We start from the raw sequence: 21317 nt of genomic DNA, 5'->3' as shown, positions 1-21317 counted from the left end.
CTACTCCCCAGGCGGTCGATTTATCACGTTAGCTACGGGCACCAAGCTCTAAGCCCAATCCCCAAATCGACAGCGTTTACAGCGTGGACTACCAGGGTATCTAATCCTGTTTGCTCCCCACGCTTTCGCACATGAGCGTCAGTACATTCCCAAGGGGCTGCCTTCGCCTTCGGTATTCCTCCACATCTCTACGCATTTCACCGCTACACGTGGAATTCTACCCCTCCCTAAAGTACTCTAGTTACCCAGTCTGAAATGCAATTCCCAGGTTAAGCCCGGGGCTTTCACACCTCACTTAAATAACCGCCTGCGTGCCCTTTACGCCCAGTTATTCCGATTAACGCTCGCACCCTCCGTATTACCGCGGCTGCTGGCACGGAGTTAGCCGGTGCTTCTTCTGTATTTAACGTCAATTTGATGTGCTATTAACACATCAACCTTCCTCAATACCGAAAGAACTTTACAACCCGAAGGCCTTCTTCATTCACGCGGCATGGCTGCGTCAGGGTTCCCCCCATTGCGCAATATTCCCCACTGCTGCCTCCCGTAGGAGTCTGGGCCGTGTCTCAGTCCCAGTGTGGCCGGTCACCCTCTCAGGCCGGCTACCCGTCGTCGCCTTGGTGAGCCATTACCCCACCAACAAGCTGATAGGCCGTGAGCCCATCCAAAACCAGTAGAACCCTTTCCACCCCCCACCATGCGATGAGGAGTAGTATCCAGTATTAGACCCGGTTTCCCAGGCTTATCCCAGAGTCAAGGGCAGGTTACTCACGTATTACTCACCCGTTCGCCACTAATCACCCCCGCAAGCGGGAGATCATCGTTCGACTTGCATGTGTTAAGCACGCCGCCAGCGTTCGTCCTGAGCCAGGATCAAACTCTCCGTCAAAAAACAACGAAAAACATTTCGAACCCGGCCGAAAAGCTGCCGCCACCCCACGGAGGCGAGGCGCACGACAACCATCAACCGATAAAACAATCGGTATCAACAAACATGGCACACTATTGAGTTCTCAAACAACAGACCAAGAACCAGGACCCGAAAGGCCCCGAAACTCGTGAGTGGAATCTTCGCCGCCTCCCGGCCCCGGACAACCCGTCCCGGCCGCAGCGACTCAGCTAATTTACCTCCCCGACCCGCCCCACGCAACTCCCGCACCCCGCCCAGCGGGACACGACAGCACCAGAACGACTCCGGAGAAGAACCAACCACCGGAAACCTACCGCCACCACGGGGCGAGAACCTCGCCCACCCGCAGCAACCCGGACGACACTACACCCACCCCCACACCCCGTCAAAACACCCACCGACACCGCACGAACGGGGTGTGCCCGCAGACCCGGAACGGCATCGGGCAACTTTGCTGCGACGGACTTTCTGCTGCCGAGGGTCTGTGCTGACGGACCGGACAGCCCCCTCCCCGGCAGCCGCAGGTCGGACGGTGGGGGCACTGGCGGCATCGTCGTGCTGCACCGTGAATCACCAAGGATGTGGCGCCCGATCGATCCGGCGCCCTGCGCCAGCGCGAGCGCCCCTGCGGAGCAATGCGGGTCGGTCCCGGCCGCATCCGTGGGCCATGGGATCTGTGGTGCCTGCTGGGCCGCTCGGCGACGTCGTCGGCTGTTGAGCCGGCCGCTGCCCGGGACAGGCGAGTCATCGCTGCGGGCGGGGCTGCAGCGGACGTGCTGCGGACGAGGGATCGAGTCGTGGTGATCGAGCGGTGCGCATCCGCGTGATCACGCGCCATCTCTGTGGCGAGGACATCTGCGGCCGGTGAATTCGTTCGACACCTGGATCCGTCGATGACGGAAAGGTCCTCCGTCTCACCCTGCGAGAGGGTACGGGAAGAGCGGCAGACGGGAGTCGAACCCGCGACCTCCACCATGGCAAGGTGGCGCTCTACCAGCTGAGCTACTGCCGCATTCGTGGCTCCAGCAGGAGCCACGGGAAGACATTACCCGATTCTTGCGGCGTGTGCGTCACGCCGGCCAGGAAGGCCCCGGGTGCGCTCCCCTTTTCCGTGGTCCCGGCCTGTGCCATGACCGTGGCGATTACGCCTCAGGAGCGCAGGATTCGCCCGGCCGGGCTCAGAGGTGCGAGTCGCGCTCGGTGACGGACTCCCGGCCGGCAGGGTCGACGTGTCGGGTCTGGGTGCTGGTGCGCCGTGGGATGAGGGAGATCACCAGCAGCACCGCGCCGACCACGGTGAGGATCCACCCCACCGTGACCAGGCTGATGGCGAACGAGCCGAGGCTGATCGTGTTGCCGCTGGTGGCGAAGACCAGGATCAGTCCCAGAACGAGCGTGATGGCGGCACCGGCGGAGAAGTTGCGGTTCATGAGGGGCTCCTAGGAATCGCGGCAAAAGCATGTGCTTTGCAGTTGCAATCATCCTACAGACGGGCCTGCACGCTGATAAGCCCGCGAACGGTCGAAGACTCACAGGTTCTCCCCCAGCGCCGATGCGACGCCGGGGACGGTCTACAGCCCCTCGTGGGCCATGTTGGCGAACCGGGAGTAGTGGCCCTGGAACGCCACCACGATCGTCTTGGTGGGACCGTTGCGGTGCTTCGCCACGATCACGTCCGCCTCACCGGCGCGCGGTGACTCCTTGTCGTAGACGTCGTCGCGGTGCAGCAGGATCACCATGTCGGCGTCCTGCTCGATCGAGCCCGACTCGCGGAGGTCCGAGACCATCGGCTTCTTGTCCTGGCGCTGCTCGGAGCCACGGTTCAGCTGGGACAGCGCGATGACCGGGACCTCCAGCTCCTTGGCCAGCAGCTTCAGGGCACGGGAGAACTCCGAGACCTCCTGCTGACGGGACTCGACCTTCTTGCCCGAGCTCATCAGCTGGAGGTAGTCCAGCACCACGAGCTTGAGGTCGTGCTTCTGCTTGAGCCGGCGGCACTTCGCCCGGATCTCCATCAGCGACATGTTCGGGGAGTCGTCGATGAACAGCGGTGCGGAGTCCATCTTGCCCATCGTGGTGGCGATCTTCGCCCACTGCTCGTCCTGCAGGCGCCCCTTGCGCAGGTCCTGCATGTTCAGCGTCGCCTCGGCGGAGAGCAGGCGCATGGCGATCTCGTTGCGGCTCATCTCCAGGGAGAAGATCACCGTGGTCTGGTTGTGCTTGATCGCCGCGGACCGCGCGACGTCGAGGGCCAGGGTGGATTTGCCCATGGCCGGGCGGGCCGCGATGACGATCATCTGCCCGCCCTGGAAGCCCTGGGTCAGCTCGTCGAGCTCGATGAAGCCGGTGGGCACGCCGCGCATGCCCTCGCCGCGGGAGCCGGCGGCCTCGATCTCGTCGACGGTGGACTCGATGACCTCCTTGAGCACCGTGTAGTCCTCGGAGGAGCGGCGCTCGGCCACCTGGTAGATCTCGGCCTGGGCGGCGTTGACGATGTCGTCGACCTCGCCGTCGGAGCTGTAGCCCAGCTGCACGATCTTGGTGCCGGCCTCCACGAGGCGGCGCAGCACCCCGCGCTCGCGCACGATCTCGGCGTAGAACCCGGCGTTGGCGGCGGTCGGGACCGAGGAGATGAGGGTGTGCAGGTACGCGGGCCCGCCCACGCGCTCGATCTCGCCGCGCTTGGTCAGCTCGTCGGCCACCGTGATGGCGTCGGCGGGCTCGCCGCGCCCGTACAGGGAGATGACGGCCTCGTAGATGGACTCGTGAGCCGGCTTGTAGAAGTCGACGCCGCGCAGCACCTCCACGACGTCCGCGATGGCGTCCTTGGACAGCATCATGCCGCCGAGCACCGACTGCTCCGCGACGTTGTCCTGCGGCGGGGTCCGTCCGAACTCCCGATCGCCTCCGGACGACTGCTCCGACACGTGCCCACCTCTCCCTGCGCCCGCGCGGGGGCACGGACGGACGAACGACGACGCCGCCTCGTCTGCGGGCGGCCCCACCATTCTCGCACCGACCGCGGACACCGCTTGCCGCCCGGTGGTGTCCGTGGACACCATGGACCATGGCGCTCACCACAGACCTCAGCGGTCCCTGTTCGTGGGACATCCGGACCACGCGGGAAGAGCTGGCCGCGGGCCGGATCAGCCATGTGGAGCACCTCGACGCCCTGCTGGAGCGTCTGCCGCCGGCCCAGCGGCTCGGGGCGGTGATCAGCGTGGACCCGGAGCTGGCGCGCGCCTTCGCCCACGCCCTGGACCGCCGGGAGACGTGGGGGCCGCTGACGGGGATCCCCCTGGGCGTCAAGGACGTCGTGGACGTGGCCGGGTTCCCCACCACGGGTGGCACGCGGGCGCTGGAGGACCATGTGGTGGGCCGGGACGCCCCCGCGGTCCGGCGTCTGCGGGCGGCCGGCGCCATCCTGTTCCTGAAGACCAACCCGCACGAGCTGTCCTTCGGCATCACCTCGACCCACGGCTCCCTGGGCCCGGTGCACCACCCGCTGGACCCCGCGCTGGCCGCCGGCGGCGGCAGCGGGGGCTCGGCGGTGGCCGTGGCGGTCGGCCTGGTCCCGGCGGCGGTCGCCGCGGACACGGGCGGTTCCTCCCGCATCCCCGCCGCCCTCTGCGGGATCGTGGGGTTCCGGCCCACGCTGGGCCGCTATCCGTCGTCGGGGGTCCTGTCGATCGCCCACTCCCGGGCCACGATCGGCACCGTGGCCCGCACCGTGGACGACGTGGTCCTGCTGGACGCGCTGCTGGCCGGGGAGCGCCCGAGCGGCCCGCCCCGCGCCCGGCACCTGGAGGTCGAGGACGAGGGTCCCGGCCCGCTGCACGGACTCCGGCTGGGCGTCCCCGGGCTGTTCCTCCGGGACCTGGAGCCCGGGGTGGACACGGTGTTCGGCGCGGCCCTGCGAGCGCTCGAGGCCGCCGGCGCGGAACTCGTCGAGGTGGACGTCGCCCCGGCCCGGGATCATGCGGCTGCCGCCGGGATGGCGATCGTCCTGCACGAGTTCCTGCCGGACCTGCAGGCGTACCTGGCGGACCGGGGCGGCGGGCCCTCCCTGGAGCAGGTGCGGCGCGGGATCGGCAGCCCGGACGTCCGGCGGATCTGGGAGCTGGCCGAGGTGTTCCGCGCCGCCGACGACGAGTACCGGGCCGCCCAGCAGGCCCGCCGGCTGGCCCTGCGGCTCTACACCGGGGCGCTGGAGGCCCGGGGCGTCACGGCCCTGGTGCAGCCGACCTGCCCGGTGACGGCCCGCCCGCTCGGCGACGACGGGACCGTGGAGCTCAACGGCCGCCGTGTGCCCACGCTCGAGACCTTCACGCGCCACTCCGACCTCGCGGACACCATCGGCACGCCGGGGATCACCCTCCCCGCCGGGCGCACCGCGGCGGGGCTGCCCGTGGGTCTCGAGCTGGCGGCCGGTCCGGGCGCGGACGCCGTGCTGCTGGACCTCGCCCGGACGGTGGAGGCGCTGCTGCGGGAGCGGTGAGGCCGTGGCGAGGAGGTCCTGGACCGGGACGCCGGGCTGCGGCTCCGTCCGGGGGCACCGCCGTCACGCGGTGCCGGGAGCCTTCGCCGTCGATTCGCGCTCCAGGATGATCGGCCTCTCCGGCAGGACGATGTCGCGCGGCGGGGTTCCCTGCAGCTGGGCCACCAGGGCGTCGACGGCCAGCTGTCCCAGCTCCAGCAGGGGGAGCGACATGGTGGTCAGCGACGGATCCAAGTACTCCGCCAGAGGCAGGTCGTCGTAGGAGAGCACGGACACGTCGCCGGGGACGTCGACGCCCGAACGCCGGAGCGCCTTCAGGGCGCCGACCGACTGCGAGAAGGTCCCGGCGTAGACGGCCGTGACGTCGGGCCGCGCCCCGATGATCTGCTGGGCGGCGCGGAAGCCGCCTGCTTCGTCGAAGATCTCCCGCACCACGAACGGTGCGGGGTAGCCCGCCGCGGAGGCGGCCGCCACGAAGCCCTTCTCGCGCTCCTGCGCGGGCATCAGGACGCCGGGCCCGGAGATGTGAGCCATGCGCTCGTGGCCGAGGCCCCTCAGGTAGTCGAACGCGATCTGGCTCGCGCCCTGGAGGTCCACCGTCAGGCTCCGTCCCGAGCCCGGCACCGAGCGGTTGACGAAGACATGGGGAATGGTGTTGAGCTGTCCGGAGTCCAGGAGGGGATGTCCCTGCCGGGCGGAGGCGATGAGCAGTCCCTCCACGCGCCCTGCCCCGACCAGATCGGTGTAGTCGGACTGGGCGTTGGAGTCCACCGTGTCCTCCGCGAGGAGTACGACGTACCCGTGCTCGCGAGCTCGCTGATAGGCCCCGCGCGCGATCCGGGCGTAGACCGCGTTCATCAGATCCGGGATCAGCAGCGCCAGAGCCTTGGTCCGGGCGCCTGCCAGTGCCTTCGCCCCGGCGTGCGGCGCGTAGTTCAGAGTCCGCGCGGCATCGAGGATCCGCTGCTTCGTGCTGGGTCGCACGTTGATGGTCGTGTCCCCGTTGAGCACGCGCGAGGCCACCGATTTCGTCACTCCGGCCAGCTCGGCGACGTCGACGAGACGGACACGCGTCCGGACGGGCGTGGCGGGTTCCACGGCTGCTCCCCCTGTAGGTCGGTGTGTGCGGCGGACGACGGGCATCCGGACGCGGTCCGGTGCCTGGCCCATCGTTCGAGTGAACCACGACGCCGACCGTCCGGCGTCCGGGCACGTCGGGACGGGAGCGCCGGGTCCCCGTGCGAGGGACCCGGCGCTCCGCCCGATGGCCGGCCGGCGGCGGGCCTACCGCTGCGGACCGTAGTCGACGTAGACGGTCTTGCGGTGGGTGTAGCGCTCGAACCCGTGCTGGCCGTCGTCACCGCCCATGCCGGAGAGCTTCCAGCCGGTGTGGAAGCCGCCGACCTCCTCGGGACCGATCCGGTTGATGTAGACCTCGCCGAACTCGAGATCGTCGGTGGCGGTCATCGCGACCCGCATGTTCTCGGTGTACACGTGCGAGGTGAGCCCGTAGACCGTGGAGTTCGCCCACTCGATGACCTCCTCGTAGGTGTCGAACGGGATGATCGGCAGCACGGGGCCGAAGACCTCGTGCTGCACGATCTCCATGTCGTTGGTGACACCGGTCAGCACGGTGGGCGCGAACCAGTGTCCGCCCTCGTCGACCCCCTCGGGCCGGCCGCCCCCGATCTCGACCTTCGCGCCCGCGGCGACGGCGTTGTCCACGAATTCCTTGACCTTCGCCCACTCCGCCGCGGAGACTTTGGGGCCCATCTGGGACGACTCGTCGGTGGGGTCGCCGACCTTGAGGCCTCGCACCTTGTCGACGAAGCGCCGGACGAACTCGTCGTACACGCCCCGCTGGACGTAGGTGCGCTCGTTGCAGGTGCAGACCTGCCCGCAGTTCCAGAACCGTGCTTCGAAGGCGTCCTGCACGGCCAGCTCCAGATCGGCGTCGTCGAACACGATGACGGGGGCCTTGCCGCCGAGCTCCAGGGAGACCGGGATGATCTTCTCGGCCGCCTGGGCGAGGATCTCGCGGCCCGCCCGGGTGGACCCGGTCACCGTGACCATGTCGGTGACCGGGTGCTCCACAAGAGCCTTGCCGATGCTGCGGCCAGGGCCGGTGATGACACTGAGGAGACCGTCCGGCACCTCTGCCAGCTGGCACACCCTCGCCATGGCCAGCGCCGAGAGCGGCGTCACCTCGCTGGGCTTGAGGACGATGGCGTTGCCGGCCATGAGCGCCGGAGCGACCTTCCGCGCGAAGATCGCCGCGGGGAAGTTCCAGGGGATGATGGCGACCACGACGCCGACCGGCTCCTCCCGGATCGTCAGCTGGGCCCCGGGCCGGGACGGCGCCACGAGCTCGCCCACGTTGCGGTACTTCTGGCTGAGGGCGAAGTCGAAGAAGCTCTTGACGCCCTGGATCTCCCCCCGCGCCTCCGTGATGGTCTTGCCCTGCTCGGCGACGACGATCCGGGCCAGTTCCTCGGCGTGCAGGTCGACCTGCCGGACGATCTCGGCGAGGACGTCGGCGCGCTGCGCCAGGGGGAGGCGGGCCCACGTCCGCTGCGCGGCCCGGGCGCGCCGCAGGGCCTGGTCGACGTGCTCCTCCTCGGCCTCGGGCACGCCGGTGAAGACGTCTCCGGTGGCCGGGTTGTCGACGGGGCGGGTGGCGGAGGTGGAGATCCACTCGCCTCCGACCAGCATCCTGGGCTCGGGGCCCAGGAGCGTGCCGCTGCCCAGGATCGAAGTGGTTGTCGTGGTGGTCAAGATGTCCTCCATCTGTGTCCGTGGCTGGGCTCCCGCCCGGCACGGGGCCGGGAGGGAGCGGTGCTCATGACGGCCGGGGACCGTCAGTTGAAGTAGGTGCCGCCCTCGACGTTGTACGTCTGGCCGGTGATGTAGTCGGAGCCTGGTCCGGCGAGGAAGACCGCCAGCGGCACGACGTCGGCCGGCACGGAGGTACGGCCGAGCGGGATGGTGTCGGCGACGCTCTTGAAGGTCTCGCCCTCGGCCTTGCCGGTGATCTCACCGAACTGCTTGTCGACCTCCTTCCAGTAGGGGGTGTCGACCACGCCGGGCGCCATGGCGTTGACGTTGACGCCGTAGGGGGCCAGGGCCAGGGCCACGGACTGGGTGATGGAGACGACCGTGGCCTTGGACGCACAGTAGGCCGACACCAGGGCCTCACCGCGGCGACCGGCCACGGAGGCCATGTTGATGATCTTTCCGCTGCCCTGGCGGCGCATGGGCTCGCTGGCCGCCTGGGAGAGGAAGAACAGGCCCTTGACGTTGACGTCGAAGATCCTGTCCCACTCCGCGGGCGTCGTCTCCCACACGGTCTTGATCAGGCCGATGCCGGCGTTGTTGACGAGGATGTCCAGGCTTCCCTGCTCGGCGACGATCTCGTCCACGAGGGTCTTGGATCCCTCGGTGTCGGTCACGTTGAAGGCCTTGGCCGAGGCCGCACCTCCGGCGCTGCGGATCTCCTGGGCCACGGCCTCGGCGCCGTCGAGGTTGAGGTCCGCGATGACGACGTGAGCGCCTTCGGCCGCGTAGCCGTGTGCCATCGCCTTGCCCATGCCGGAGGCTGCGCCGGTGATGAGGGCGACCTTGTTCTCGAGCGTTCCCATGCTGTTCTCCTTCGTGCTGGTGAGTGGTGTGTCGTTGTGGTTCTGGTGCGCGGACGCGGTCATTGCCTGCGCCGGTTGGTCAGGACGCCTTGGATCACCACGGCCAACACCAGGAAGAGGCCGGTGACGAGGTCCTGGTAGTAGGCGTTGAGAGAGCCGATCTGGTTGATGACGTTGCCGATGGTGGCGATGAGCAGGGCCCCGCAGAGGGCGCCGAGCATGCTGCCCACACCGCCCGTCAGCAGGACTCCCCCGATCACGGCGGCGGCGATGGAACGGAGTTCGTAGCCTGTGCCGAGTGTGGCGACGCCGGAGGAGAGCCGGGACGCGAGCAGCGCCCCGGACAGGCCGGCCAGTGCGCCGCTGATCGTGTAGACGGCGACCTTGATGTTGCCCACGTCCACACCCAGCATCTTGGCCGCGTCCTCGTTCCCGCCCAGCGCGAAGACCCTCGAGCCGAAGGTGGTGCGATTGAGCACCAGGGCGGCCAAGGCGAAGGCGGCGAGGAGGATCCAGATGAGGTTAGAGACGCCGAGCAGGGAGCCGTTGCTGATCGCGGTGAAGGTCCCGCCGGGGATGACGATGCTGGAACCCGCGAGCACGAGGGCGATGCCCTTCACCGCCAGCAGCGCCGAGAGCGTGACGATGAACGGTGCCATGCGGGCCTTGCCGATGAGCAGCCCGTTGATCAGACCCATGACCGCACCCGTCAGGATGGGAGCGATCAGTGCGAGGGCCCACCCGTACGGGGCGGCGAGGGCCGCGACGACCGTTCCGAGCCCGACCATCGAGCCGACGGAGAGGTCGATCCCCCCGGAGATGAGCACGAAGCTCTGGCCGATGGTGATCAGGCCGATGAAACAGGCCGCAGTGACGATCGCGGTGAGGTTGCCCGGGTTGGCGAAGCTGGGCGAGAAGGCCGTGGCGACGAGCCCGAGCAGGAGGAGCGCGCCGATCACGCCGTAGGACTGGACGAGTTCCAGCACTCGCCGACGCCGTCCAGTGGTGTCAGCAGGCGGTTGGGGTGAGACCGTGGTGGTCATCGGGTGTCCTTCCACGAGCGCTGCAGATACAGGGCGGCCACGATGAGTGCCGCCTTGAGGATCTGTGCGTAGGCGAAGTTGATGTCGTTCATCACGAACGTCGTGTCGATCAGTTGCAGGAACAGCGCGGCGGCCACGGTCCCGAGGACGGTGATTCGCCCTCCGACGAGCGGGGTGCCGCCGATCACGACCGCCGCGATGGCCGTCAGTTCCAGGTTGATGCCGATGAAGCTGGGATCGGACGCGCCGATGCGCGCCGAGACCATGACGCCGGCGATCCCGGCGAGCATCGCGCTGAGCGTGTAGATGCTCACGAGCATGGTGTTGCGAGGAGTTCCCGTCAGGAAGGCGGCCTCCCGGTTGGATCCGGCGAACAGGGCATAGCGGCCGAACGTTGTGCGGCGGACCAGCAGGGCGACGATCCCGGCCACCGCGAAGGCGATGACGGCCACGGCGGGGATCCCGAACCACGCGGCGGTGCCCAGCCAGGTGAAGAGGCCTCCTGATGGGATGCTGTTGCGCGAACCGCCGGAGACCGCCTGGGCGAGACCGCGGACCGCCACCAGCAGGCCGAGCCCGGTGATCAGCGGATTGATCTTCAGGAACGCGATCAAGGACCCGTTGAAGGTGCCGATCAATGCTGCCGCGAGGACGGCGATGATCAGCGCGGCGATCTCTCCGTAGCCGAGGTAGAGCGCGATCACGGCGGAGGAGAAGGCCATCACTGAGCCGACGGACAGGTCGATGCCCCCGGTGCCGATCGCGAGGGTCTGGCCCACGGCGATGAGGATGATGGGTGCCGCGCCGAAGAGGATGTTCTCCAGCGTCAGGACGCTGGCGAAACCGTTGGTCGCGACCAGGTTGACGAGGACCAGCGCCACCAGGGCGAGGTAGACGGAGTACTTGCCTGCCCAGTCCAGTGCGGTGCCGTGCCTCGGTGATTTCTGTGTCTGTCCTGGAGCCGTCTGCTCCTGTGTCTGCGTGGTCATGCGGTTCCTCCAGCAGGTGGTGTCCCGGCCCCGGTCTGGGCCCCCTGGCCGGCCAGCAGGGACAGGATGTCCTCGTACTCGATGTCGTGCGGATCCATCTCGCCGGTGGCCCGGCCTTCGTTGAGGACGATCAGCCGGTCGCACAGTGACAGCAGCTCCTCGGTCTCGCTCGAGGTCATCACCACGGCGATGCCGCGGTCGGCCAGGGCCCGGACCACCCGGTGGACCTCCGCCTTCGCACCCACGTCGATGCCGCGGGTGGGATCGTCCAGCAGGACGACCTTGGGGTCGATGGCCAGCCAGCGGGCGAGCAGCACCTTCTGCTGGTTGCCACCGGAGAGCTCGCTGACGGGCTGCTCGGCATCGGCTGCCTTGACCCGGAGCTCGTCCGAGTACTGGTCCACGAGGTCGTCCTGCGCGGACCGGGGCACGAGACCGAACCTGGAGATCTTCCGGAGCACGGCTGCCGTCATGTTCTCCTTCACGCTCAGCCCGGGGAAGATGCCTTCGTTGCGCCGGTCCTCGGACAGGTAGGCCACCCCTGCGGCCAGCGCCTTGGCGGGCGTGGGCCGGGTCAGTGGCGTGCCGTCGACGACGATCTCACCGCTGTCGGCCTTCACCGCACCGTAGATCGATTTGCAGGTCTCGGTGCGGCCCGACCCCAGCAGTCCGAGCAGGCCCACGATCTCGCCCTTGCGCACGTCGAAGGAGACATCCCGGACACGGCTGGTCCAGTTCAGACCGCGCACCGACAGCCCGATCTCGGCGTGAGCCAACCGGTCGATCCGCTCCCGTTCGCGGTCGGGGTCGTCGACGCCTTCCGTCAGTTCGACACCGCCGAGCATCGCATTGACCAGCTCGGCGCGGGGGAGTTCGGCCGGGGTGCTCTCCAGGACGAACTGACCGTCCCGCAGGACCGTGAAACGGTCGCACAGCTCGTAGAGCTCGGACATCCGGTGACTGACGAACAGCAGGGCGACACCCTCGTCACGGAGCCTGCGGATGACGCGGAAGAGCACCTCGATCTCGTTGCCGTTCAGCGCGGACGTCGGCTCGTCGAGGATCACGACCTTGGCCTCGAAGGCCACGGCCCGCACGATGGCCACCATCTGCTGCAGGCCCAGGCCCAGGGAGGAGAGCTTGCTGCGCGGATCGATGCTCAACTCGAAGCGGTCCATGATCTTCTGGGTCTGTTCGACGGCGGCCTTCTTGTCCAGCAGCCCCGCGCGGCGTGGTTCCCGGCCGAGCAGGATGTTCTCGGCCACGGTCCGCTCGGGGATCAGGTTGATCTCCTGGTACACGGTATTCACACCGGCGTGCTGGGACTCCAACGGCTTGCCGAACGACACCGGCTCACCGTCCAGGAGCAGCTCCCCCTCGTCCGGTTGGTGGAACCCGGTGATGATCTTGATCAGGGTGGACTTGCCGGCGCCGTTCTCCCCGTTGAGGCCGTGCACCTCCCCGGCCCGCAGCGTCAGGGAGGCAGCCTCGAGGGCGTGCACCCCGTTGAAGGACTTGTGGATGTTCCGGGCTTCCAGAACTACTGGTTTCTCGTGATTGGACATCGATGTCTCTTCTCGTTCGGCTCGGCCGGGCGAGGCCCGGGTCAGTAGGCCTTTCCGGAGTCCAGGGCCTCCTGAGCGTTGTCCTCGGTGTAGAGGGAGTCCTTCATGATCACTTCCTGCGGCACCTCCTCACCGGCGAACCAGTCCTCGAGCATCTGGATCGCCGCCGGCCCGAACCGCGGGTTGGTTTCCACCACGGCCTCGATCTCTCCCTCGGCCACCCGGGACACGGCGTCCCGCGTGCCGTCGATGGAGACCACCTGGATGTCTTCTCCCGCGGTCTTGCCGGAGTTCTGGATCGCGGTCAGCGCGCCGAGGGCCATGGTGTCGCTGTGGGTGTACACACCGTTGATGTCGGGATTGGAGATCAGGAGCTGGCTCATCACCTGCTGCGCCTCGCTGGTGGACCAGTTGCCCGGCTGCTGGGCGACGATCTGCATGTCCGGGTTCTCGGAGATGACCGACTCGAACCCTTCGGTGCGCAGCGTCGCGACGTCGCTTCCCGGCGCACCCTGGATCTCGGCGATGCGCCCCTCCCCGTCGATGGCCTCGACCATGGCCTCGGCCGCACGCACCCCCTGCTCCCGGAAGTCCGAGCCCAGGAAGGTGAGATAGTCCTCGCACGGAGTGCCTTCAGTCTGCCGGTCGATCGTCACGACCGGAATGCCGGCTTCGTTGGCCGCGTCGAAAGCACTCTGCAGACCGGTGGCACTGATGGGGGCGACGATCAGCGCGTCGACTCCCTGGTTGATCATCGAACGGATGTCGCTGAGCTGCTTGGCCTGGTCGCTGTTGGCGTTGGTGTACACGAGCTCCTGCGCATTCTCCTCCACGGCGGCGCGCACGGACTCGGTCTCGGTCGCGCGGAAGGGGTTCTGCTCGTTCTCCGACTGGGAGAAGCCCACCGTCATCTCGGACAGATCCATGTCCGAGGGGGACGGGTTCGTGCAGGTCTCCTCTGAGGTCCGTTCGATCACCTGTGAGGCCTCCTCGTTGCCGACCGCGCCCCCGGAGCCGCCGGAGGCCTCCTCGGCGCTCTTGGTGCAGCCGGTGACGGCGATGGTCGTCGCCGCGGCGAGGACAGCTGTGGTGCGGAGAATGTGCGTGCGTGCCATGGGATCGTCCTTTGCTGGTGCGGAAGGGTGGGTGGATCAGGCTCGGTGGGGCTCGAGGGCCGCGAAGTCGAGGTCGATGCCGTGCCCGGGCGCCTCCGGGGCCGTGACGAAACCGTCCACCACGGGCATCGGGTCGGCGATGTAGGGCTCCAGGCTGAACCCGTGCGCCTCCATGTGCGCGCGGTTCGGAGCGGCTGCCAGGCAGTGCACGGTCAGGTCGTGCACGCCGTGGCTGGTGACGGGAAGGTTGTGCGCTTCTGCCAGCCCGGCGATCTTCCGGAAGACGGTCATCCCGCCGCAGTTGCTGACGTCGGGCTCCGGGTAGGAGATCGCCCGCGCGTCGATGGCGGCCCGGAACTCGTGGAGCGTGTGCAGGTTCTCCCCGCCGGCCACGGGGATGCCGCCGTCGCGCAGGATGCGGGCGTGGCCGGGCAGGTCGTCGGGAATGGTCGGCTCCTCGAGCCAGACGAGGTCGAACGCGCGCAGCTCCCGGGCGGCGGTAATGGCCTGGTCGGCGCTCCAGCGCATGTTCGCGTCGACCATGAGCGGGAACTCGTCGCCGAGGTGCTCCCGCATGCGCTGCACCCGGTCGACGTCCTCGCGCACGTTGGCGCGGCCGACCTTCATCTTGATCGCCCGGAAGCCCTGCTCGAGGAAACCGTCGGCCTGCTCGAGCAGGCGCTCCGTGCTGAACTGCAGGTCGATGCCGCCCGCGTAGACGGGGACCCTCGGATCGTAGCCGCCGAAGAGCTTCCACAGCGGCATGCCCAGCCGGCGGCCCTTGAGGTCCCACAGGGCGACGTCGATCGCGGAGATCGCCGAGGTCTGGTGCCCACCGCGGCCGGCGTAGTGCAGGTGCCACCACATCTTCTCCCACAGCCCCTCGATGCGCTCCGGGTCCGCGCCGACGAGCACGTCGGACAGGTACCGGTCGATCATCACCGCCACCGCCGCGCCCCCGGCGTTGACGGTGTAGGTGTAGCCCATTCCCTCGACCCCGTCCGTGTCCGTGATGCGGACGGTGATGAGCTCGAAGTCGTCCATGTCGCCATGCATGCTGTCGGTCAGCTTGACGGGCAGAGGGACGCGGTAGTGGTCGGTGACAACCGACTCGATCTTCGCCATGGGCACCTTCCAGCGGTGGGGAGTCCTCGGAAAACTGTTTAGAAAACCGGTTTCCTACTGTGGCACGACTCGGTTAGTGTGTCTAGGGTCACACTGAAAATCGCCTCTGTGACGGACTCCCCCGACAGCTTCCGGACGCCGGCGCACCCGGCCTCCCGCGTCAGGGGTCCCGATCGCGGCAGTGCTCGAACGATGGATGTGAGAGGTGGATGCACATGAGGATCGTCATCACGGACTGTGACCACGAGACGATCGAGGAGGAACTGGACGTCGCGGCGCAGCACGGGGTGGAGGTGGTGCAGGCCCGGTGCCGCTCCGAGGACGAGGTCATCGAGGCCGCAAGCGACGCCGACGGCATCCTGGTGCAGTACGCACCGGTCACCGACCGCGTCCTGGAGGCGCTCCCCCGGCTCCGGGCGATCGGCAGGTACGGCGTCGGCGTCGACACGGTCGACGTCGACGCGGCCACGGCGCGCCGGGTCGCGGTGAGCAACGTGCCGGACTACGGCACCGAGGACGTCAGCGACCACGCGGTCGCCCTGGCGCTCGCACTGGTCCGCGGCGTGGTCCAGCTCGACCGCGGCGTGCGCGCCGGACAGCACGCGCTCACGTCCGTCAAGCCGCTGCACCGGGTCAAGGAGCTCGTCTTCGGCGTGGTGGGGATGGGCCGGATCGGAACCGCCACCGCGGCCAAGGCCCGCGCCCTGGGCTTCACCGTGATCGGCTGCGACCCGCACGTCCCGCCGCGCACGGAGGCGGAGGAGGGGATCGAGGCGGTGGAGTTCGACGCCCTGCTGGAACGGGCGGACATCGTGTCCCTGCACGTCCCCCTGGACGCGAGCACCCACCATCTCGTCGACGACGCCGCCCTGTCCCGGACCAAGGAGGGAGCCGTGCTGGTCAACACCTGCCGCGGCGGCGTGGTCGACACGGCGGCCGTCGTGCGGGCCCTGCGGTCGGGCCGGCTCAAGGGCGCTGCCCTCGACGTGTTCGAGGAGGAACCCCTGCCCCTGGACAGCCCGCTCGTCGACCTGCCCAACACGGTCCTCACCCCGCATGCCGCCTGGTACAGCGAGGAGTCCTACAGCGAGCTCAAGCGCCGCGCCATCGAGAACGTGGTGGACGTGTGCGCGGGCCGCACGCCGCGCAACATCCTGAACCCCGAGGTGCTGTCATGACATCCGCGCTCTCCCCGTCCGCAGAGCGGGCCACCATGCGGGCTGCCGTGTGGACCGGTCCCGACCGCCTGGAGAACCAGCAGGTACCGGTGCCCCAGCCGCACGACGGCCGGACCGTGATCCGGGTCGAGTACACCGGTCTGTGCGGGACGGACTTCTCCATCCTGCACGGCACCCACCCGCGAGCGCAGGCCCCGCTCATCATGGGTCACGAGATCACCGGCGTCGTGGAGACCGCGGCACCGACCGGCCCTCCGGCAGGGACCCGCGTCACGGTGGAGCCCTTGATCTCCTGCGGGACGTGCTCCGCCTGCCGCAGCGGCGCCACCCATGTATGCCGCCGCCTGGGGCTCTACGGCATCGACGAGCCCGGCTCGCTCGCCGAGTACGTGGCCTTGCCCCCGGAGGCCCTCGTGCCGATCAGTCCCGATGTCCCCGTGCTGGAGGCGGCCCTGGCCGAACCGCTCGCCGTCGCCGTCCACGCCGTCGCCCGCTCCGGGCTGGCCGGCGGGGAGCAGGTCATGGTCTTCGGCGCGGGGCCCATCGGCATGCTCACCGCCCTGGTGGCCCGGCACGCCGGCGCCGGGCACGTCCTCGTCGCCGAGCCGAGCGAGGAGCGGCGCCGGATCGCCGAGAGCCTCGGGTTCGACACCGTCCCCGCCGGCGCCGATCCGGTGGACGCCGTCCTCCGGGCGACCGACGGTGACGGCGCCGACATCGTCTTCGACTCGGCCGCCCATCCCTCCGTGGCCGCCGTCCTCGGCCGTGCCGTGTCCGTCCTGGGGACGGTCGTCCTCGTAGGTGTGTACAAGAAGCCCGTCGAGGTGGACCTCCAGGCCCTGACCTTCGCGGAGAACACCGTGGTCGGCGTCCGGGTCTACACCCGCGCGGACGTGGAGAGGGCGGTGCAGCTGCTGGAGACCGATGCGCTGGGACTGGGCCGCCTGCCCGTGGAGGTCTTCCCGCTCGAGGACGTCGAGGAGGCCTTCGAGAAGGCCATGTCGGCCGGCGGCGTGCTCAAGGTCCTCGTCAGTCCCGCCCGGCCACCCCTCGACCACGACCGTGCAAGGAGCGTGCGCACATCATGACCAGTCCTTTCGACCTGAGCGGGCGAACAGCCGTCATCACCGGGGCCTCCCGCGGCATCGGCCTCGGCATCGCCGCCGGCCTGATCGAGGCCGGCGCGGACGTCGTCGCGATGCAGCGCGCCGCTCCCCCCGAAGAACTGCTCGACCGGGCGCGGGCGGCCGGTGTGCGGCTGGACCACGTCGCCGTGGACCTCAGCAGCGAGGCGTCCGTCGCGGCGGCCATCGCCGACACGCTCGCCAAGCACCGGGTCGACATCCTGGTGAACAACGCGGGGACGCAGATCCGGCACGACTCCACCGACTTCCCGTTGGAGGACTTCGACGCGGTCATGAACGTCAACCTGCGGTCCGTCTTCCAGCTGTGCCGCGGGTTCGCGCCCGGGATGCTGGAGCGCGGACACGGCCGGATCGTGAACCTCGCCTCCCTGCTCAGCTTCCAGGGCGGCTACCGGGTCCCCGCCTACGCGGCGTCCAAGGGCGCGGTGGCCCAGCTCACCAAGGCGCTGTGCAACGAGTGGGCCGGCCGAGGGGTGAACGTCAACGCCGTGGCGCCGGGATACTTCGCCACCGACATGAACGCGGCGCTGCTGGCTGACAGCGAGCGCAACGAGCAGATCTCCGCCCGGATCCCGGCAGGCCGCTGGGGTGTGGGCCAGGACCTGGCCGGAGCGGTCGTCTTCCTGGCGTCCCCCGCCGCCGACTACGTCCACGGCGTGGTCCTTCCGGTCGACGGGGGGTGGCTGGCCCGATGAGCGCAGTCGACAGAGCTGCCGCAGCTCAGCATCTGCGGCGGAACCCGGTCATCGCAGTGCTGCGCGCCGAACACGCCCGCGAGTACGAACCCGTGGTCGCCGCCCTGGTGCGCGGCGGGGTGCGGACCATCGAGCTCACTTTGAGCACCCGTGGCGTGTTCGAGCAGCTGCCTGCGCTCGCAGACCGTTTCGGCGGCGAGGCGGAGATCGGGGTGGGCACCGTCACCACACCGGAGCAGGCGGAGCGTGCGATGGACGGTGGAGCACGCTTCCTGGTCACCCCCACGATGACCCTGCCCGTCGTGGCGAGCGCGGTGGCACGAGCTGTTCCGGTGCTGCCCGGCGGGCTGACGCCCACCGAGCTGCTGTCCGGGTGGGAGGCGGGTGCCACGGCCGTGAAGCTGTTCCCGGCCTCCACCGTGGGCCCCGGATACATCGGTCAGCTGCGTGGCCCTTTCCCGGATCTCCAGGTCGTCCCCTCCGGGGGCGTCGGGATCGAGGACGCGGCGGACTGGATCGCTGCCGGTGCGCTCGCCGTGAGCCTGGGCGGGCCGCTGCTCCGGGACGCCTTCCGGGGCGGGGACCTCGGGGAGCTGTCCGACCGCGCCGTCAGGCTGAGCAACCTCGTGGCCGAGGCCGTCGCGGCGAAGGAGTCGGCATGAACGGCATCGTCCGCGGCGGGGCCCCCGACGTCGTCACGTTCGGTGAGACGATGGCGCTGTTCACGGCGGACACCCCTGGACCGCTGCCCCACGTCCCCTCCTTGAGCCTCGGCATCGGCGGAGCCGAGAGCAACGTGGCCGTCGCCCTGCGGCGCCTGGGCACGTCCGTGGCCTGGGTGGGACGTGTCGGTGCGGACAGTCTGGGCGAGCTGGTCGTGCGTGAACTGCGTGGCGAGGGGATCGACGTCGTGCCCGTCCGGGACGAGACCGCCCCCACCGGGCTGATGATCAAGGAGCGCCGGACCGCCGACGCGCTCAAGGTCTGGTACTACCGTTCGGGCAGCGCCGGTTCACGGCTCGAGCCCGAGGACGTGCCGGGTGAGCTCGTCAGGGAGGCGAAGCTGCTGCACGTCACCGGCATCACGCCCGCCTTGTCACCGTCGGCGGCCGCGGCGACCCATCACGCCGTCGACCTCGCCCGGGAGGCCGGCGTCCCGGTGTCCTTCGACCTCAACTACCGTGCCGCCCTGTGGTCGCGGGAGGACGCCGGTGCGCAGTTCCGCCGCATCATGACCAAGGTGGACATCGTCTTCGCGGGAGACGACGAGGCCGGGATCGCTGTCGGTCCGACCTCCGATCCTTGGGAGCTCGCGCGCCGGATGGCCGCGGAGGGTCCGTCCCAGGCTGTCCTCAAGCGCGGCGCCCAGGGGTGCCTGGCGCTGATCGACGGAAAGGAGTACGCCCGGGACGCGGTGCCGGTGCGCGTGGTCGACACGGTGGGAGCGGGCGACGCCTTCGTCGGCGGCTATCTCGCGGAGCTGCTCCGGGGCGCGGAGGCCGACCAGCGGCTGCGCACCGCGACGCAGGTGGGGGCCTTCGCATGTCTGGTGCCCGGCGACTGGGAGGGGATGCCCCGGCGGTCCGAGCTGCACCTGCTGGCCCCGGAGGACCCGGTGTCACGGTGAGCAACCGGCGACCCCCGGTGCGGGCAGCCGGCCGCACCTACGGACCGGCGCGCGGGGGCGGGAAGCCCTCGGCACGGTCGAGGGCCTCCTCGGTCGCCCGGCGCCCGAAGGCGATGAGCTCCTCGGCGCGGTGGAAGTCCAGGAGGCGGCCGGTCTGCTTGGGCACCGTGATGAGCAGGTCGGGAGGATAGCCGGCCAGCCGGTAGCGCAGCACCATGGACTGCAGCGCCTCGAGGGACAGCTGCATGACGTCGAGCGTGCGCAGTCCGGCGGGGAGCACCCCGAGCACGTCCTCGGCCGCCTCCTCGAGGAGCTCGGCGTCGAGCACCTGCGGGAGCTCCTCCGGGACCTCCCCGGGGAACTCCTCCCCGAGCCGGCGGGTGCGGGCCTCGGCACCGCGACCCCGAGTCTCCGCGATGCGCTCCATGACGGTGCGCGCCAGCTCCCGGTCCAGGAGATGGGCGGCGCTGCGGCGGAACCGCTCCGCCCGCTCCTCCGCGGGGCGCGCCGCGGCCGTCTCCCGGGCCGGCACCCTGCCCTCGCCGGGCATCCGCTCCCCCGACAGGGACACGGCCACGGTGACGTCCGCGCGGGAGGCGACGGTCGCGGCGATGGGCACGGGGTTCAGGATGCCGCCGTCCGCGAGCAGCCGTCCGTTGATCATGACCGGGGTGATGATGCTGGGCAGGGCGATCGACGCCCGCACGGCGACGTCGACCGGGCCCTCCTGGAACCAGACCTCCTTGCGGGCCAGCAGGTCGGTGGCCACGGCGGTGAAGGGCATGGGCAGGTCCTCGATCAGGGCGCCGTCCAGCAGCTCGCGCACCTTGGCCATGATCTTCTCGGCCCGGATCACCCCGGGGGACGACGGCGAGGGATCGAGCAGCCGGAGCACGTCCCGCTGGGTCAGTCCCTGCACCCACTGCGCGTACGGGCCCAGGCGTCCCGCCGCGTGCAGCCCGCCGACGAGCGCCCCCATCGAGCTGCCCGCGATGGTCACGATCTCGAAGCCCCGCTCCTCGAGCACCTCGATCACGCCGATGTGGGCGTAGCCGCGGGCACCCCCGCTGCCCAGGGCCAGGGCCACGCGCGTGGTGCTGCTCATCAGCCGCTCCTTCCCCGGCCGCCGGACGGCCCGTGCAGGTTCCCTGCCCAGGGTGGCAGGGAACCTGCACGGGAGGAAAGGACCACGTCCCGCCCACCGGGTGGAGACGTCGCTCCGCCCGTTCCGCACACGAGTTTTCCACCCTGTGGACAACCGGTGGAAAACGCCGGGCGCGGCTGTGCACAGGGTGGGGGAAACCCTGTGGAAATTTGTCCACAAGAAACAATCAATCCTGCGCTGACCAGGCCAAACGATCACTCACAGGCTGTGCAGGACCGGTGGGGCCGCCACCGGTGTCATCCACAGCACAGACGCGCCCGGCCGTGCTCAGAGCACCGAGGAGAGCACGCCCAGCCACAGCAGCGGATGGCACAGCACGGACAGCGCCAGCAGCACCAGGAAGCGGGTCCGAGCGCCCGCGAACCCGACGGCTCCGGCCAGTGCGACCACCGCCGTGACGGTGGCCCCCACCGCCGCGGCCACGAAGCCGACCACGAAGACCGTCATCGCGGTCTCGGCTCCTCCGGAGTTGCCTCCCAGGAAAGCGACGACGAAAGCCAGTACCGTGAAGAGCAGGCACCCCACGCCGAACCAGTACAGGGCGGACGGTGTGACACGCGGGATCAGGGACGGCATGCACCCATTGTCCCCCGAGGATCCGCGCCGCACCGGCACACCGCTCCA

Annotated in this window: 18 protein-coding genes, 1 tRNA gene and 1 rRNA gene; 6 read left to right on the top strand and 14 right to left on the bottom strand. The window is 69.4% G+C overall.

Going from position 1 to position 21317, the window contains the following annotated elements:
* The 4 genes from ABL57_RS22780 to dnaB all read right to left on the bottom strand — a co-directional run.
* Positions 1-889, bottom strand: a 16S ribosomal RNA gene (locus ABL57_RS22780); the annotation flags it as partial.
* Positions 890-1849: 960 nt separating this feature from the next.
* Positions 1850-1922: transfer RNA gene (locus tag ABL57_RS19470), tRNA-Gly, on the bottom strand.
* Positions 1923-2088: 166 nt separating this feature from the next.
* Complete coding sequence (locus tag ABL57_RS19465; RefSeq protein ID WP_047805126.1) at positions 2089-2340, bottom strand: DUF6458 family protein; 252 nt, start codon at positions 2338-2340, stop codon at positions 2089-2091.
* A 141-nt stretch (positions 2341-2481) separates the two neighbouring features.
* A complete protein-coding gene (dnaB, locus tag ABL57_RS19460) occupies positions 2482-3918 on the bottom strand; it encodes a replicative DNA helicase (protein ID WP_082157602.1) in 1437 nt (478 codons plus the stop codon).
* A gap of 59 nt (positions 3919-3977) precedes the next feature.
* Between dnaB and ABL57_RS19455 the strand changes: the two genes are divergently transcribed.
* Positions 3978-5408, top strand: a complete 1431-nt coding sequence (locus ABL57_RS19455) for an amidase family protein (RefSeq protein ID WP_047805124.1) — start codon at positions 3978-3980, stop codon at positions 5406-5408.
* A 63-nt stretch (positions 5409-5471) separates the two neighbouring features.
* Here the strand turns inward: ABL57_RS19455 and ABL57_RS19450 are convergent, their stop codons facing one another.
* The 8 genes from ABL57_RS19450 to ABL57_RS19415 form a co-directional block, all read right to left on the bottom strand.
* Positions 5472-6506 (bottom strand): LacI family DNA-binding transcriptional regulator, encoded by a 1035-nt coding sequence (locus tag ABL57_RS19450; RefSeq protein WP_238986138.1) that lies wholly within the window; start codon positions 6504-6506, stop codon positions 5472-5474.
* A 186-nt stretch (positions 6507-6692) separates the two neighbouring features.
* A complete protein-coding gene (locus tag ABL57_RS19445) occupies positions 6693-8183 on the bottom strand; it encodes an aldehyde dehydrogenase family protein (RefSeq protein ID WP_238986137.1) in 1491 nt (496 codons plus the stop codon).
* Positions 8184-8266: 83 nt separating this feature from the next.
* Complete coding sequence (locus ABL57_RS19440; RefSeq protein ID WP_047805123.1) at positions 8267-9046, bottom strand: glucose 1-dehydrogenase; 780 nt, start codon at positions 9044-9046, stop codon at positions 8267-8269.
* A gap of 59 nt (positions 9047-9105) precedes the next feature.
* Positions 9106-10032, bottom strand: a complete 927-nt coding sequence (locus ABL57_RS19435) for an ABC transporter permease (RefSeq protein ID WP_203225690.1) — start codon at positions 10030-10032, stop codon at positions 9106-9108.
* A 53-nt stretch (positions 10033-10085) separates the two neighbouring features.
* Complete coding sequence (locus ABL57_RS19430) at positions 10086-11078, bottom strand: ABC transporter permease (RefSeq protein WP_082157598.1); 993 nt, start codon at positions 11076-11078, stop codon at positions 10086-10088.
* Positions 11075-12643: a sugar ABC transporter ATP-binding protein gene (locus ABL57_RS19425; RefSeq protein WP_047805121.1), complete on the bottom strand. Its 1569-nt coding sequence runs from the start codon at positions 12641-12643 to the stop codon at positions 11075-11077. Before ABL57_RS19425 ends, ABL57_RS19430 begins: the two co-directional genes overlap by 4 nt.
* Positions 12644-12684: 41 nt before the next feature.
* On the bottom strand, positions 12685-13758 hold the full coding sequence (locus tag ABL57_RS19420) for an ABC transporter substrate-binding protein (protein ID WP_047805120.1): 1074 nt from the start codon (positions 13756-13758) through the stop codon (positions 12685-12687).
* 36 nt (positions 13759-13794) lie between these two features.
* Positions 13795-14883: a mandelate racemase/muconate lactonizing enzyme family protein gene (locus tag ABL57_RS19415; protein WP_047805119.1), complete on the bottom strand. Its 1089-nt coding sequence runs from the start codon at positions 14881-14883 to the stop codon at positions 13795-13797.
* A 215-nt stretch (positions 14884-15098) separates the two neighbouring features.
* Between ABL57_RS19415 and ABL57_RS19410 the strand changes: the two genes are divergently transcribed.
* The 5 genes from ABL57_RS19410 to ABL57_RS19390 are packed head-to-tail and all read left to right on the top strand — an operon-like array spanning position 15099 to position 19528.
* Positions 15099-16061: a C-terminal binding protein gene (locus ABL57_RS19410; protein ID WP_082157597.1), complete on the top strand. Its 963-nt coding sequence runs from the start codon at positions 15099-15101 to the stop codon at positions 16059-16061.
* Complete coding sequence (locus ABL57_RS19405; RefSeq protein ID WP_053005206.1) at positions 16058-17149, top strand: zinc-binding dehydrogenase; 1092 nt, start codon at positions 16058-16060, stop codon at positions 17147-17149. The genes ABL57_RS19410 and ABL57_RS19405 overlap by 4 nt, the downstream gene beginning before the upstream one ends.
* Positions 17146-17901 (top strand): SDR family oxidoreductase, encoded by a 756-nt coding sequence (locus ABL57_RS19400; RefSeq protein ID WP_047805117.1) that lies wholly within the window; start codon positions 17146-17148, stop codon positions 17899-17901. The genes ABL57_RS19405 and ABL57_RS19400 overlap by 4 nt, the downstream gene beginning before the upstream one ends.
* Entirely contained in the window at positions 17898-18563 is a 666-nt protein-coding gene (locus ABL57_RS19395; RefSeq protein ID WP_047805116.1) for a bifunctional 4-hydroxy-2-oxoglutarate aldolase/2-dehydro-3-deoxy-phosphogluconate aldolase, read from the top strand. Before ABL57_RS19400 ends, ABL57_RS19395 begins: the two co-directional genes overlap by 4 nt.
* On the top strand, positions 18560-19528 hold the full coding sequence (locus tag ABL57_RS19390; RefSeq protein ID WP_047805115.1) for a sugar kinase: 969 nt from the start codon (positions 18560-18562) through the stop codon (positions 19526-19528). The genes ABL57_RS19395 and ABL57_RS19390 overlap by 4 nt, the downstream gene beginning before the upstream one ends.
* A 37-nt stretch (positions 19529-19565) precedes the next feature.
* Here the strand turns inward: ABL57_RS19390 and ABL57_RS19385 are convergent, their stop codons facing one another.
* The gene (locus tag ABL57_RS19385) at positions 19566-20633 is read right to left on the bottom strand and encodes a patatin-like phospholipase family protein (protein WP_047805114.1); all 1068 of its coding nucleotides are present in this window, start codon (positions 20631-20633) and stop codon (positions 19566-19568) included.
* A 327-nt stretch (positions 20634-20960) separates the two neighbouring features.
* On the bottom strand, positions 20961-21269 hold the full coding sequence (locus tag ABL57_RS22545; RefSeq protein ID WP_047805113.1) for a hypothetical protein: 309 nt from the start codon (positions 21267-21269) through the stop codon (positions 20961-20963).
* Positions 21270-21317: the final 48 nt, after the last annotated feature.

The sequence above is a fragment of the Kocuria sp. SM24M-10 genome (assembly GCF_001027955.1).
GTDB lineage: Bacteria > Actinomycetota > Actinomycetes > Actinomycetales > Micrococcaceae > Kocuria > Kocuria oceani.
This window is presented reverse-complemented; position numbering and strand designations above follow the sequence as displayed.

Excerpts from the sequence above, each read along its gene's own strand:
- ABL57_RS19410 (WP_082157597.1), top strand. The coding sequence starts at position 15,099 with ATGAGGATCGTCATCACGGACTGTGACCACGAGACGATCGAGGAGGAA.
- ABL57_RS19420 (WP_047805120.1), bottom strand. The coding sequence starts at position 13,758 with ATGGCACGCACGCACATTCTCCGCACCACAGCTGTCCTCGCCGCGGCG.
- dnaB (WP_082157602.1), bottom strand. The coding sequence starts at position 3,918 with ATGGTGGGGCCGCCCGCAGACGAGGCGGCGTCGTCGTTCGTCCGTCCG.
- ABL57_RS19400 (WP_047805117.1), top strand. The coding sequence starts at position 17,146 with ATGACCAGTCCTTTCGACCTGAGCGGGCGAACAGCCGTCATCACCGGG.
- ABL57_RS19440 (WP_047805123.1), bottom strand. The coding sequence starts at position 9,046 with ATGGGAACGCTCGAGAACAAGGTCGCCCTCATCACCGGCGCAGCCTCC.
- ABL57_RS19415 (WP_047805119.1), bottom strand. The coding sequence starts at position 14,883 with ATGGCGAAGATCGAGTCGGTTGTCACCGACCACTACCGCGTCCCTCTG.
- ABL57_RS19430 (WP_082157598.1), bottom strand. The coding sequence starts at position 11,078 with ATGACCACGCAGACACAGGAGCAGACGGCTCCAGGACAGACACAGAAA.
- ABL57_RS19465 (WP_047805126.1), bottom strand. The coding sequence starts at position 2,340 with ATGAACCGCAACTTCTCCGCCGGTGCCGCCATCACGCTCGTTCTGGGA.
- ABL57_RS19395 (WP_047805116.1), top strand. The coding sequence starts at position 17,898 with ATGAGCGCAGTCGACAGAGCTGCCGCAGCTCAGCATCTGCGGCGGAAC.
- ABL57_RS19455 (WP_047805124.1), top strand. The coding sequence starts at position 3,978 with ATGGCGCTCACCACAGACCTCAGCGGTCCCTGTTCGTGGGACATCCGG.
- ABL57_RS19390 (WP_047805115.1), top strand. The coding sequence starts at position 18,560 with ATGAACGGCATCGTCCGCGGCGGGGCCCCCGACGTCGTCACGTTCGGT.
- ABL57_RS19385 (WP_047805114.1), bottom strand. The coding sequence starts at position 20,633 with ATGAGCAGCACCACGCGCGTGGCCCTGGCCCTGGGCAGCGGGGGTGCC.
- ABL57_RS22545 (WP_047805113.1), bottom strand. The coding sequence starts at position 21,269 with ATGCCGTCCCTGATCCCGCGTGTCACACCGTCCGCCCTGTACTGGTTC.
- ABL57_RS19425 (WP_047805121.1), bottom strand. The coding sequence starts at position 12,643 with ATGTCCAATCACGAGAAACCAGTAGTTCTGGAAGCCCGGAACATCCAC.
- ABL57_RS19405 (WP_053005206.1), top strand. The coding sequence starts at position 16,058 with ATGACATCCGCGCTCTCCCCGTCCGCAGAGCGGGCCACCATGCGGGCT.